We start from the raw sequence: 12,134 nt of genomic DNA on the forward strand, positions 1-12,134 counted from the left end.
CCACGACACCACCATCTTCGAACCACACCCGCCCAGCCACAAGCAGTTTTCCCTCACCACCGAGACGCGAAGCGGCTTCGCCGCTCGATACGCCCCTCCGGGGCTACTCGACCAGCATGATCTCGTCCTCGCGCTCACGCGCTCTCGCCGAGCGGGAACACCAGCAGCGTCGACGTGGCCGTCGCGACCAGGCGCCCCTGCGCGTCGGTCACCCTCGCCTCGGCGAACGCCACCCGGCGGCCCGGCTTCACGACCGTGCCGACGGCGAGCAGCTCGCCGCTGTCCTGGTGCAGCCCGCGGAGGTAGCTGACGGTGAGGTCGAGCGAGGTGTAGCCGACGCCGACCGGCAGCGTCGACTGCACCGCGCAGCCCGCCGCCGAGTCGAGCACCGTGCAGACGAAGCCGCCGTGCACCCGCCCGATCGGGTTGTAGTGCGATTCGTCCGGCGAGCAGCGGAACTCCACCCGGCCCTCGTCGACCGCACCGAGCTCCATGTTCATCAGCGTGATGATCGGCGGCGGCGGGATCGTCCCGTCCTTCATCGCCCGCAGGTAGTCCAGCCCGCTCATCCGCATCGCCGCGGCCGCCCCGGCCATCGGATCGTGCCAGGTCACCGTCTTGCTGCGCAGCTCGTCCATGCCCACTCCCTCGTGAAGACTCCGGCGGCGACCACCGGCCGCGCTCGCACCCTACGCGCCTAGGTCCTCGGGGCGTCGGCGCAGCGTCTCGAGGAGGGCGGCCGGAGTCTCCGGATCGCTCAGGCTGATCGCGAACTCGTCTCCGCGGGTGGTGGTCACCACGAGCCCGGGCCCGGCGTGGAGGAGGAGGGCCGAGCGGCCGGGCGACCACCGGTAGCCCCAGCCGCCCCACTCCGACGGCCGCAGCGCGGCGGTGCTCACCGAGGCCATCGACGCCAGCGGGATCCGCCGCAGCGGGATCCCGAGCGCTTTCGACACCACGCGCAGCCCGCGGCGGTCGGCCGTGACGCGCAACCGGGTGAAGCCGAGCATCACGACGGCGCTCGCCCCGAGCACGATCGCCATCGCGATCGCCGGTCCCGTGTCGCCCGTGGCGAGCAGGCCCGGGACGGCGGCCGCGGCGATGAGCAGCAGCACCGTTCCCGTGACGGCGAACACCCGGCCGGTGACGGTGTGCGACCAGGCGCCGGTCTCCTCGCTGCCGAGCGGCAGCCGGTCGACGGCGACCCGCGGCGCGTGCCGAGTGCGCGGGGCGATCAGCGCCGGCGCCACGGCGAACAGCCCGCCGCCGAGGAGTGCGAGAAGCCGGGCGCCGAGCACGGCCTCCTCCGCCGACCCCGCGGCGAGCGTCGTGCCGACCGAGGTCGCCCAGGCGCCGGCACCGAGACCGGCGACCAGGCCGAGTCCGCCGAGCAGCAGGCGCGGGGCGCGTCCGAACGCCGCGGCGACGAGTCCGGCGACGGCGGGGACGCCCGCCAGCAGCAGTGCCAGCCGGAGGAGGACCGCGACCGGCTGCGACTCGTCCGCGGCGCCGGTGCTCGACCAGTGCGAGGCGAGCACGGGCGGGAGCCGATCGCCGAGGACGGCCCGGGAGACGAGGATCGCCGCGGCGGGGAGCAGGAGCGACGCGGCGGCGACGAGCGTGCGCGGGCTGCGGTCGGTGGTGGTGCCGGTGGTGGTCACGGTGCGGTCCTCTCCAGAAGGCGGATGACGTCGGCGCGGCTGATGCCGCTGCGGCGGGCCTCGGCGGCGAGCTGCTCGACGAGGGCGGTGACGCGCACGAGGCCGGGGCCGGCCGACTCCGCGATCCACGCGCCGCGGCCCCGTCGCATCTGCAGAATCCCGTCGTCGCGGAGCGCGGCGTAGGCGCGCAGCACGGTGTGCATGTTGATGCCGAGGGAGTCGGCCAGCTCGCGCGCCGGCGGCAGGCGGTCGCCCGCCGAGAGCTCGCCCGCCGCGACAGCGGTGCGGACCTGCGCCTCGAGCTGATCGGCCAGCGAGCGCGGCGAGGAGTGGTCGACACGCAGCAACATGTTTGCAATCTTAGTAGAACAATGCGCGGTCCGTCGAGCGCGCTAGCGTGGAGGTTCCAGCACGGGAGAGGGGGACCCCGATGACGACTCCGGTCACCGGTGCGCCGTCCGCGGCCCGGCGCGCGGCCACCCTGCGCCTCGCCGGCCTCTTCGTCGCGGCCGCCGGACTGCTGGACGTCGTGTTCCTCGTCGCCCCGACCGGCTCCGGCTCCCTGCTCGCGGCGCGCGCCGTCGTGCTCCTGGGCGCGGGCCTGCTCGCGGCCGCCGCCTCGGTCCTCGCGCGCGGTGCCGACTCGAAGGGCGGGCTGGTCGGCCCGACCGGAGCGACGGCGCTGATCGTCTTCGCGGTCCTGATCGTGCTGCGGCCGATCGTGAACTGGTCCTCGCCGAGCACGACCGGCTCGACCCCGACACCGGAGATGATCACCGCCGCGACGCTCGTGCTGGTCCTCGCCGTGCTCGCCTTCGCCGCGGGAGTGGTGGGGCTCGTCGCGCTCGCGCGCTCGCGCACGGTCCCGCGGCGGGTGATCGTGACCGCCGCCGTCGCGGTGGCCGTCAACGCCGTCGGCGGGTACGCCGTGTCGGCCCCGCTCCTGGTCACGGCGACGCCGTCGCAGGAGCTGCTGCTCGGTCTCTCGCTCGCCGCCTCGATCGCCGGAGCGCTGTCGATCCTCGCGACGGGGATCGTCTGGCTGCTGGCGGCCCGCTCGATCGCCCGCGCGGGCTGACCGGCGCGCCGTCCCGCAACACGAAATCGCTCGGGACGACCCCGCTCGGGACGACCTCTCTCAGGACGACAGCGCCAGCGACACCGCCAGCACGACCATCACGACCGCGACCGCGCCGTCGAGCACCCGCCAGGCCGTCCGGCTGCGGAACAGCGGGCGCAGCGCCCGCGCCCCGAAGCCCAGCGCCGTGAACCACAGCACGCTGCCCAGCGCCGCCCCCGCGCCGAACCACCAGCGCTCGTCGCCGTGCGTGTTCGCGACGGAGCCGAGCAGCACCACCGTGTCGAGGTACACGTGCGGGTTGAGCAGCGTCAGGGCGAGGCAGGTGCCGATCGCCGTCCGCAGCGAGGTGGAGGCGCCGGCCGGGTCGCCCTCGAGCGTCCCGGGGCGCAGCGCCCGCCGCGCGGCGAGCACGGCGTAGGCGAGGAGGAAGGCGATCCCGCCCCAGCGGATCACCACCAGCAGCCACGGCGCCGACTCGAGCACCGCGCCGATCCCGGCGATGCCGAGGATGATCAGCGCGGCGTCCGCGAGCGCGCAGATCGCGACCACGGCGAGCACGTGCTCGCGGCGGAGGCCCTGCCGCAGGACGAACGCGTTCTGGGCGCCGATGGCGATGATGAGCGAGAGGCCGAAGCCGAGGCCGGACACGGCGGCGAGGAGGGGGGACACGACTCCGACGCTAAGGGCGGCCGGGTCTGTAGACCAGCTCATGCTCCTTCAGTACCGTAAGCGCAACTGATGGGAACTCGATGCTGACCGACGATCTCGACCTCGCCCGCCTCCGCGCCCTCGCCGCCGCGGTCCGCTTCGGCTCCTTCGACGCCGCTGCGCGCGAGCTGCACGTCACGCCCTCGGCGCTCAGCCAGCGGATCAAGGCGCTCGAGTCGGCGGCCGGGCGGGTGCTGCTGGTCCGCTCGCGTCCCGTCGTCGCCACCGAGGCGGGCGCGGGCCTGCTCCGCCTGGCCCGCCAGATCGAGCTGCTCACCGAGGACGCCGTGCGCGCGCTCGACGGCGGTGCGCGCGAGGGCCGCGGACCGGTGACCGTGCCGATGGCGGTCAACGCCGACTCCCTCGCGACCTGGGTCCTGCCCGCGCTCGCGACCGTCCCCGAGGTCGTCGTCGAGCTGCACCGCGAGGACCAGGAGCACACCACCGCGTTCCTGCGCGACGGCACCGTCCTCGCCGCGGTGACGGCCGAGGCGGAGGCGGTGCTCGGCTGCACCGTCGCCCCGCTCGGCGTGATGCGCTACCGGTCGATGGCCGCCCCCGCCTTCGCCGAGCGCTGGTTCCCGGAGGGTCCGGACGCGGCGGCGCTCGCCGTCGCCCCCGTCGTCGTCTTCGACGAGAAGGACCGCCTGCAGACCCGCTTCCTCGCCGCGGCCGGAGTCGAGGCACGCCCGCCGCAGCACCGCGTGCCCGGCTCGGCCGACTTCGAGCAGGCCGTGCGCCTGGGCCTCGGCTGGGGCATGCTCCCCGAGCTGCAGGCCCCCGTCGGCGCGCCGGGCCTCGTCCCCCTCGGCGGCGCCCCCGTCGACGTCCCCCTCTACTGGCAGCAGTGGTCCCTGCACACCCCGAGCCTCGACGCGGTCGCCGCCGCCATCACCACCGCCGCCCACGCGACCCTGCGCGTCTGATCCCCGCCGCGAGATGCCACTTGTGCACCCGACACGCCGTGAAAAGCGTGCACAAGTGGCATCTCGCGGAGCCGGCGGAGCCGGCGGGGCGGGCGTCAGACGGCGAAGACGTCGCGGAGGGTCACCGTCTCGAGGGAGCGGGCGCGGAGGAGGTCGACCAGCTGCGCGTAGACCGTCGTCACCGGGTCGAAGTTCGCGTGCCCGATCACGATGCGCTGCGGCCGGAACCACTCGTCCGCGAAGCCGAGCAGCTGCTCCGGCGTGATCCGCCCCGAGTCCGAGAGCGAGCCGTACCAGAGCGTGGTCGCCGTGTAGCCGACGGCCGCCGCGGCCGCCCGGCTGCGCGCGTCGGTGTAGCCGAACGGCGGGCGGTAGAAGGGAGCGGCCTCCACCCCGTAGGTCGCGCGGATGAAGTCGCCGTTGCGGCCGAGCTCCTCCTGGATCCCGTCGTCCGAGAGCGAGGTCAGATCGGCGTGCGACCAGGTGTGGTTCGCGAGCTGCACCTGCCCGCTCGCGACGAGCGGCGCGAGCGCCGGCGCGTTCACGGTCCACGAGTCGTACTTCCCGTTGAGGAAGAAGGTGAGCCGGGTCCCGGTGTCCTTCGCGAACTGCGCGTAGGCGGCGACGACGTCGGTGTCGGCGCCGTCGTCGACCGTCCACGCCATCAGGTTCCCGTCGCCGGGCAGCTCGGTGATCGTGCCCTCCGGCAGCGGGAAGCGCGCGCGGACCGGCACGGGCGCCGCCGTCGCCGTGGGCACGGGGCGCGGCGGGGGAGCGGGGGTGGGAGTGGGAGTCGTGGTCGCGGCCACCGGCGTCGCGGTCGGCGTGAGCCGCGCGGTGCTCGTGCACCCGGCCAGGCCGACGGCGGCGGAGGCGATCCCCAGCAGCAGCGCACGGCGCCGCAGTGCATCCGGCCTCGAGCCGCCCATGATTCCCCCCGTGGTGGCGACCCGGACCCCCCGGTGCACCGGAGCGACCGTAGCACCGGCGAGTCTTGCAGGGTGCGCGCGTGTCGCCTAAGCTACTCGGGTTGCGTGCATCTGCACGCTCTTGCGCGCTGCCCTCCGGGCGGGACCCCGGTCCTCCTCGACAGGCGGGCGGTGCGCCGACAAGTGACCTTGGGTGGGTCGGGCGAGGCCTCGTGCCGCGCGTGGCCCACGGTACCCACACATGGAGGAAACCATGGCAGCAGTCTGCCAGGTGACCGGAGCCGTTCCCGGCTTCGGACACGCCATCTCGCACTCGCACCGGCGCACCAAGCGCCGCTTCGACCCGAACGTGCAGAAGAAGACGTACTACGTCCCGTCCCTGCGCCGTAACGTCACGCTGACGCTGTCGGCCAAGGGCATCAAGGTCATCGACGCCCGTGGCATCGAGTCCGTCGTGAAGGATGTTCTCGCTCGTGGGGTGAAGATCTAATGGCCAAGCAGCAGGACGTCCGTCCGATCATCAAGCTCCGCTCGACGGCGGGAACCGGTTACACCTACGTGACCAAGAAGAACCGCCGCAACGACCCCGACCGTCTCGTGCTCAAGAAGTACGACCCCGTAGTGCGCAAGCACGTCGACTTCCGCGAGGAGCGCTAAGTATGGCCAAGAAGAGCAAGATCGCCCGCAATGAGCAGCGCAAGGTGGTCGTCGACCGCTACGCCGCCAAGCGCCTCGAGCTGAAGAAGGCCCTCGTCGACCCCGCCGGGACCGACGAGTCCCGCGAGGCCGCCCGCACGGGCCTCCAGAAGCTCCCCCGCAACGCCTCGCCCGTCCGCGTCCGCTCGCGCGACGCCGTCGACGGCCGCCCCCGCGGCAACCTCTCGAAGTTCGGCATCTCGCGTGTCCGCTTCCGTGACATGGCCCACCGCGGCGAGCTGCCCGGCATCACCAAGTCGAGCTGGTGAGCGGCGCCCGCATTTCTGCGTGAACACCGAAAGGCCCCACGATCTCGAGATCGCGGGGCCTTTCGGCGTTCCCGGGTCGGGGCGTCCCCGCCGCCCCTCCCCGCAGTCGGCTTCTCGAAGTGGCGGGGTCCCGCAGAGCGTCCTGCGTCCGCTGCGGAGAATCGCTTGGCACGCGATTCTCCGATTCGCTCGCGCTTCCGCTTGCGCCGCTCGTTCCGGACGGTGATCCGTCGCGAACGGCTCCTTCCTCCGCTCTCAGGCAGCCGTTCGTGACGGATGGCGACGCCTCGCACACGCCGGCGGGCCCCCTGCATGCTGATCGTGTAGGCCGCGGAGCGGGCGTATCGAGATCCACCGTGACCGGGCATGGGGTCTGCAGACCCACCGTCTCGGCGACGGTGGGTCTCGATACGCCCCTGGCGGGGCTACTCGACCAGCATGGGGATGCCGCGCCGTGGCGGTGGTCCGCTGCATGGGGGCGTCGCGCTCGGACCGGCGGCCCTTGCATGCTGATCGAGCAGGCCGCGGAGCGGGCGTATCGAGATCCGGCCTCCGGGCGCCGCGTAAAATGGGCGCATGACAAGCAGCCTTCCGACCGTCGCCGAGATCGCGGCGCTCATCGACCACGCGATCCTCAAGCCCGAGCTGACCCGCACCGAGGTCGACGCGCAGCTCGACGAGGCCCGCGCGGCCGGCGTCTTCAGCGTCTGCGTGCGCCCCTCCGACATCGCGCACGCCGTCCGCCGGCTCGAGGGCTCGGGCGTCCTCGTCGGCACGGTCATCGGCTTCCCGCACGGCACGACCTCCACCGCGGCGAAGGTCGCGGAGTCGACGCAGGCCCTCGCCGACGGCGCCGTCGAGCTCGACATGGTCGTCAACATCGGCCGCCTGCGCAGTGGACTGCTCGACGACGTCGAGGCCGACATCCGCGCGGTCGTCGAGGCCGCCGAGGGCCACGTCGTCAAGGTCATCCTCGAGACCAGCTACCTCGACGACGAGCAGATCGTCGCCGGCAGCGAGGCCGCCGAGCGCGCCGGCGCCGACTTCGTCAAGACCGCGACCGGCTTCGGCGGCGGTGGCGCGAACGAGCACGACCTGCGCCTGATGCGCGGCGCCGTCTCCGACGCCGTCCAGGTCAAGGCCTCGGGAGGCGTCCGCGATCTCGACACGCTCCTCGCCTTCCGCGAGCTCGGCGTCACCCGCTTCGGCACGAGCGGCTCGGCGACGATCCTCGGCGACCTCACCGCCCGTCAGTCCGGCGACGCCTCCGCCGCCCGCGTCGACACCGCGTCGTACTGAGCGCCGTGCGCGGGGGAGGGCCGTCCGGTCGGCGCGCGGCGGCGGAGGGCGGGTCCCTCGACGTCGTCGCCAAGGCGCTGAAGGAGCGGGTCTACGCCGCCTTCACCGGGCTCGCCGTCGTGATGATCTACGCCGTCGACGAGCAGGCCGACTCCGCGCACGCCCTGCGCAGCCTCGTCATCGCGATCGTCGGCATCTCCGCCGCCGGCTTCGTCGCCGACGTCATCGCGCACCAGGTCGCCCACGCGGCGACCCCCACCGCGGCCGAGGCGCGCGTCATGCTCCGGATCGCCGGCGGCGCCCTCGCGTCGGCCTCGCTCCCCGTCCTGGTGCTGATCGCCTCGGCGCTCGGCTGGATCGACGACGTGGTCGCGCTGCGGATCGGCGTCGGCGTCTACGTCGCGACCCTCGCCGGCATCGCCCTGATCGCTGTCGTCCGGGCCGGCCTCGGCCTCGCGCAGAGCATCATCGGCCTGCTCGGCCTCGTCGGACTGGGAGCCGCCGTCGTCGGCGTGCTCGCCCTGTCGCACTGAGGGGCCGGCGATCGTGACCGGCACCCGCACCCGCGTCGAGCTCGGCCGCCGGGAGGACCTCGGCGCCGACTGCGCGAACTGCTTCGGCCTCTGCTGCGTCGCCCTCGCGTTCACCCGCTCCGCCGACTTCCCCGTCGACAAGCCGGCCGGCGAGCCGTGCACGAACCTCGACACCGAGGACGCCTGCACGATCCACCGGCGGCTGCGCCCCGAGGGCTTCGCCGGCTGCACCGTCTTCGACTGCTTCGGCGCGGGCCAGAAGGTCTCGATGCAGACGTTCGGCGGCGTCTCCTGGCGCAGCGACGCGGAGGTGCGCGCGCGGATGTTCGCGGTCTTCCCACTGATGCGTCGCCTGCACGAGCTGCTCTGGTACCTCGACGTCGCCCTCGGCCTGCGCGGGATCGACGCCGCCCTGCGGGACGCGGTGCGCGTCCGCTTCGACGCGGTGCACACCCTGACGCTCGCCGACGCCGACGCGATCCTCGCGGCCGACGTCGACGCGGAGTACGGCGCCGCCCGTCCGCTGCTGATCGCGGCGAGCGCAGCCGCGCGGAACGACGGGCCACGGCGGCGGCGGCACGGCCGGCTGCGCCTGCAGCCCGGTGCCGACCTCGTGGCGGCCGCCCTCGAGGACGCCGATCTCCGGGGTGCCGACCTGCGCGGCTCCCTGCTGATCGCCGCGGATCTCCGGAGCGCGGATCTCCGCGGCTGCGACGTCCTCGGCGCCGATCTGCGGGACGCGGATGTGGCGGGGGCCGATCTCTCGACGGCGATCTACCTCACGCAGGCGCAGGTCAGCAGCACCCGCGGCGACGCGCGGACGGCGCTGCCGCCGGACTTCGAGCGCCCGTCGCACTGGGCGGCGAGCAGCGGACGCTGAGGGTCAGCCCTCGACGGTGCCGGCGGCCGAGCCGTCGTCGTCGAGGCCGAGGCCCCCGAGGACCTCGCGGTGGAGCAGGTGCGACCCGTTCCAGTTCTCGATCACGCACTGCGGGAAGGCCTCGAGGTCGAGGGCGTCGAGCCAGCTGGCGGCGGCTTCGCGTGCCCAGGACTCGGTGGAGTAGACGCCGAGGATCTCGGTCTCGTCCGCGAACGGCCCGGTGGTCGAGAGCACGTAGTGACCGACGCTCATGGCTGCTCCTTCATCGTCGCGCAGTGGCGCGCGATGACAAGCCTGTCACAAACACGCTCTTGCGGAGAGCCGATGTCGGCGGCTAGGAGATGCTGTCGCGAAGTCGCGCGTTCAGGGCCGCGAGGGCGGCGGCGATCTCGACGTCGTCGGCGCCGGGCAGGACCGCGCCGCCCTGCGCGAGGCTGTGCCGGAGGGAGTCGAGCTCGGGGGTGCCGAGGCGGCCGGCGGAGGTGAGCACCTCGAGGGTGGTGAGGACTCCGATGAGCGCGACGGCGTCGTCGACGTCGAGGGGTCGGGCGCAGTTGTTCTCCATGCGCATCTCCAGGGGTTCGGTGCCGCGCGGGGGACGCGGTCGGGGGCGGGTGGGGCGGGGGAGGGGGCGCTGCCGGCTTCGGGGCCGGACGCACCGAGACGCCCCGCGGCCGGATCGACCGCGGGGCGTCAGGGGTGGTGCGGGGTGATCAGGCGACGCGCGGCTCGGCCTCGGGGGCGTCGTCCTCGGGGATGTGGACGTCCTGGACGGTGACGTTGATCTCGGCGACGTCCATGCCGACGATCTGGCGGATCGCGCGGCCGACGGCGGAGCGCACGCCCTCCGCCACGTCCTGCAGCGCGGCCGGGTACTCGGCGACGATCGTGACGTCGGCGGCGACCTGGCGCTCGCCGACCTCGACCTTGACGCCCTGGGCGCGGTCGTCGCTGCCGAGCGCGCCGCGGATGGCGCCGAGGGCGCGGGCGGCGCCGTTGCCGAGGGCGTGCACGCCGGGCACCTCGCGGGCCGCGATGCCGGCCACCTTCGCGATGACGCCGTCGTCGATGACCGTGCGTCCGGTCCCGTTCGTCATCGTGGTGTTCGCGGTGCTCTCGGCCATGATCTCCTCTTTCGTCTCGGTGCCCGGTCGGTCGATCGGGCGGTTCAGAGGTAGGACGGAGCGTGCACGGCGAACGTCACGGTGGAGTCCCGGCTGCCCAGGGGACTGCCAGGGTCGGGAGGGGGGCGGCCTCATCGCGCCGTCTGCTGCGCCAGGAACGCGAGGGTCCGCTCCAGCGCCTCGCGCGCCTCCGGCAGCTCGAGGTGGAACTGGTACTCGTGGCCGAGCTCGCTCTCGTGCCCGTCGCCCCAGAGCAGCGCCGTGACCGGGACGCCGAGCGAGCGCAGCTGCGCCGCGAACGGGCGCGACTGCTGCGCGGTGAGCGGGTCGGCGTTGCCGCCGCTGAGGAACGTCGGCGGGAACCGCGGCGTCACGTGCTCGATCGTCGACATCCACCGGGCGGCGTCGGAGGTCCACCACGCGCGTCGGCCGGTGTACGCCCAGAGGGCGGCGCGCAGCCCGCGGCCGGCGAGACCGGTGGCGCGGGCGAGGGCGGCGAGGTCGAAGATCCCGCAGTGCAGGATCACCGCCCGCACGGCGTCGACGGGCAGGGTCGTCGTGAGCCCGGCCGCGCGGGCGTAGGAGGGGTTCGTGATCGCGGTGGCGAGCTGGCTCGCGAGCTGCGCGCCTGCGGAGTCGCCGGCCAGGACGAGGCGGTCCCGCGCGATCCCGAGGCGGCCGGCGCTGCGGCGCAGGTGCTCGAGTGCGGCGAGGAGCTGCCGCGGCGCGGTCGGGTGCACCGCCTCGGGTCCGCGGCTGTAGTCGAGCGAGACGACGGTGTAGCCGGCCTCGGCGAGCAGGCGCAGGTAGGGATCCACGTCGCGCCGGTGGCCCGAGACCCAGCCGCCGCCGTGGATCCAGACCACGGTCGGGCGCGAGCCGGCGCCCGCGGAGCGGAGGACGTCGGCCGTCGTGGCCGGAGCGTCCGGACGCGCCGGGATCGGCTCGGCGACCCGCTGGATCCCCTCCGGAGCGAACGGCAGCATCGCCGCGGCCGTCCGCCGCGCCTCGCGCTCGAAGACCGCGCGGACCGCCAGGGCAGCGGGCCAGGACGCGGCCCGGATCGGCGTCGCACGCACGGTGCCCCCTCCTCGCGTCGATCGCCCGGCCCCCACCGGCGACGCATCACGAAGGGTACGCACCGCATGTTTCCGCCGTGCGACGGTGCAGGTGGCAGGCTGGACGGGTGACGGACGAGACGAGCGCGCAGGCCGCCCCGGAGACGGCGGCGAGCGCGCCGGCGACCCGCCCGAAGGCCCTCCGCCCGAGGGCGATGCTCGTGCTGGCACTGATCGGCGCGATCGGCGGGGTGCTCTCGGGTGCGTTCGGCGTCGGCGGCGGCATCGTGATGGTGCCGATGCTGATCGCCTGGGCCGGGATGGACCAGCGCCGCGCCTCCGCGACCTCGCTGCTGGCGATCGCGCCGACCGCGGTGGCGGGTGCCTTCGGCTACGCGCTCGGCGGGCAGGTCGCCTGGCTTCCCGCTGCCGTGATCGCCGCGGCCGCGATGATCGGCGCGGTCCTCGGCTCCTGGCTGCTGGCGCGCCTGCCGCTCGGCGTGCTCCGCTGGCTGTTCGTCGCCCTGCTGGTGGCCGCGGCGGTGCGGATGGCGGTGTTCGGCTCGAACGAGACCGGCGACGTCGCCGAGGGCTGGGGCGTCTGGCCCGGCTTCGGCGGGCTGGGCCTGGCGATGGGAGTGGCCTCGGGGCTCTTCGGGATCGGCGGCGGCGCGATCGCCGTGCCCGTGCTCGTCGGCGCGTTCGGCCTCGCCGATCTGCTCGCCAAGGGCACCTCGCTCGCCGCCATGATCCCGACGGCGATCAGCGGCTCGATCGCGAACGCGCGCCGCGGGCTGCTCGACGTCCGGGCCGGGCTCGTGGTCGGCCTCTGCGCGACGGGGTTCTCCTTCGACGGCGTCGCGCTGTCGTTCCTGCTGCCGGCGCGGATCTCGGGCGTGCTGTTCGCCGCGCTGCTGCTCCTCGCGGCACTGCAGCTCGCACTGAAGGGGCGGCGGAAGCGGTCCTGATC

The 12,134-nt window shown here is 74.2% G+C and carries 18 protein-coding genes; 9 read left to right on the top strand and 9 right to left on the bottom strand.

The features are described 5' to 3' along the window. Positions 1-134 precede the first annotated feature (134 nt). Genes EDF36_RS20060 through EDF36_RS20070 form a run of 3 tightly spaced genes read right to left on the bottom strand, consistent with a single transcriptional unit; the run spans position 135 to position 2,011 of the window. The gene (locus EDF36_RS20060; protein WP_123734369.1) at positions 135-638 is read right to left on the bottom strand and encodes a PaaI family thioesterase; all 504 of its coding nucleotides are present in this window, start codon (positions 636-638) and stop codon (positions 135-137) included. Positions 639-689: 51 nt separating this feature from the next. Beyond that, complete coding sequence (locus tag EDF36_RS20065) at positions 690-1,661, bottom strand: hypothetical protein (protein ID WP_123734370.1); 972 nt, start codon at positions 1,659-1,661, stop codon at positions 690-692. After that, positions 1,658-2,011, bottom strand: coding sequence for a GntR family transcriptional regulator (locus EDF36_RS20070; RefSeq protein WP_123734371.1), 354 nt, complete (start codon positions 2,009-2,011; stop codon positions 1,658-1,660). The genes EDF36_RS20065 and EDF36_RS20070 overlap by 4 nt, the downstream gene beginning before the upstream one ends. 80 nt (positions 2,012-2,091) lie before the next feature. On the opposite strand from EDF36_RS20070, the gene EDF36_RS20075 reads away from it, so the two are divergent. Next, on the top strand, positions 2,092-2,739 hold the full coding sequence (locus tag EDF36_RS20075; protein WP_123734372.1) for a hypothetical protein: 648 nt from the start codon (positions 2,092-2,094) through the stop codon (positions 2,737-2,739). Between the two features lie 60 nt (positions 2,740-2,799). Here EDF36_RS20075 and EDF36_RS20080 read toward each other — a convergent pair whose 3' ends face one another. Beyond that, positions 2,800-3,453 (bottom strand): LysE/ArgO family amino acid transporter, encoded by a 654-nt coding sequence (locus EDF36_RS20080; RefSeq protein ID WP_123734373.1) that lies wholly within the window; start codon positions 3,451-3,453, stop codon positions 2,800-2,802. Between the two features lie 38 nt (positions 3,454-3,491). On the opposite strand from EDF36_RS20080, the gene EDF36_RS20085 reads away from it, so the two are divergent. After that, the gene (locus tag EDF36_RS20085; RefSeq protein ID WP_123734374.1) at positions 3,492-4,376 is read left to right on the top strand and encodes an ArgP/LysG family DNA-binding transcriptional regulator; all 885 of its coding nucleotides are present in this window, start codon (positions 3,492-3,494) and stop codon (positions 4,374-4,376) included. A 95-nt stretch (positions 4,377-4,471) separates the two neighbouring features. Here EDF36_RS20085 and EDF36_RS20090 read toward each other — a convergent pair whose 3' ends face one another. Then, positions 4,472-5,344, bottom strand: coding sequence for a polysaccharide deacetylase family protein (locus tag EDF36_RS20090; protein WP_221181702.1), 873 nt, complete (start codon positions 5,342-5,344; stop codon positions 4,472-4,474). A gap of 214 nt (positions 5,345-5,558) precedes the next feature. On the opposite strand from EDF36_RS20090, the gene rpmB reads away from it, so the two are divergent. From rpmB to EDF36_RS20120, 6 genes are all read left to right on the top strand, one after another. Beyond that, positions 5,559-5,795, top strand: coding sequence for a 50S ribosomal protein L28 (rpmB, locus tag EDF36_RS20095; protein ID WP_056038148.1), 237 nt, complete (start codon positions 5,559-5,561; stop codon positions 5,793-5,795). Next, positions 5,795-5,962, top strand: coding sequence for a 50S ribosomal protein L33 (gene rpmG / locus EDF36_RS20100; RefSeq protein WP_027692168.1), 168 nt, complete (start codon positions 5,795-5,797; stop codon positions 5,960-5,962). The genes rpmB and rpmG overlap by 1 nt, the downstream gene beginning before the upstream one ends. A gap of 2 nt (positions 5,963-5,964) precedes the next feature. Next, positions 5,965-6,270, top strand: a complete 306-nt coding sequence (gene rpsN, locus EDF36_RS20105) for a 30S ribosomal protein S14 (RefSeq protein ID WP_123444774.1) — start codon at positions 5,965-5,967, stop codon at positions 6,268-6,270. Positions 6,271-6,846: 576 nt separating this feature from the next. Further along, positions 6,847-7,569 carry a deoxyribose-phosphate aldolase gene (gene deoC, locus EDF36_RS20110; protein WP_123734376.1) on the top strand — a complete coding sequence of 241 codons (723 nt, stop codon included), beginning with the start codon at positions 6,847-6,849 and terminating at the stop codon, positions 7,567-7,569. Positions 7,570-7,574: 5 nt separating this feature from the next. Then, positions 7,575-8,102: a hypothetical protein gene (locus EDF36_RS20115; protein ID WP_123734377.1), complete on the top strand. Its 528-nt coding sequence runs from the start codon at positions 7,575-7,577 to the stop codon at positions 8,100-8,102. Between the two features lie 13 nt (positions 8,103-8,115). Continuing rightward, the gene (locus EDF36_RS20120) at positions 8,116-8,982 is read left to right on the top strand and encodes a pentapeptide repeat-containing protein (protein WP_123701596.1); all 867 of its coding nucleotides are present in this window, start codon (positions 8,116-8,118) and stop codon (positions 8,980-8,982) included. A 3-nt stretch (positions 8,983-8,985) separates the two neighbouring features. Here EDF36_RS20120 and EDF36_RS20125 read toward each other — a convergent pair whose 3' ends face one another. The 4 genes from EDF36_RS20125 to EDF36_RS20140 all read right to left on the bottom strand — a co-directional run bounded on the left by EDF36_RS20125 (position 8,986) and on the right by EDF36_RS20140 (position 11,185). Next, positions 8,986-9,234: a hypothetical protein gene (locus EDF36_RS20125; RefSeq protein WP_123444778.1), complete on the bottom strand. Its 249-nt coding sequence runs from the start codon at positions 9,232-9,234 to the stop codon at positions 8,986-8,988. 82 nt (positions 9,235-9,316) lie between these two features. Further along, positions 9,317-9,547: a hypothetical protein gene (locus EDF36_RS20130; protein ID WP_123701598.1), complete on the bottom strand. Its 231-nt coding sequence runs from the start codon at positions 9,545-9,547 to the stop codon at positions 9,317-9,319. 148 nt (positions 9,548-9,695) lie between these two features. Further along, a complete protein-coding gene (locus EDF36_RS20135; protein WP_243839831.1) occupies positions 9,696-10,106 on the bottom strand; it encodes an Asp23/Gls24 family envelope stress response protein in 411 nt (136 codons plus the stop codon). 131 nt (positions 10,107-10,237) lie between these two features. Further along, on the bottom strand, positions 10,238-11,185 hold the full coding sequence (locus EDF36_RS20140) for an alpha/beta hydrolase (protein WP_123734378.1): 948 nt from the start codon (positions 11,183-11,185) through the stop codon (positions 10,238-10,240). A 107-nt stretch (positions 11,186-11,292) separates the two neighbouring features. Between EDF36_RS20140 and EDF36_RS20145 the strand changes: the two genes are divergently transcribed. After that, entirely contained in the window at positions 11,293-12,132 is an 840-nt protein-coding gene (locus EDF36_RS20145; RefSeq protein ID WP_123734379.1) for a sulfite exporter TauE/SafE family protein, read from the top strand. The last annotated feature ends 2 nt before the right edge of the window (positions 12,133-12,134 follow it).

It is taken from the genome of Rathayibacter sp. PhB152 (assembly GCF_003751395.1).
In the GTDB taxonomy this organism is placed as follows: Bacteria; Actinomycetota; Actinomycetes; order Actinomycetales; family Microbacteriaceae; genus Rathayibacter; species Rathayibacter festucae.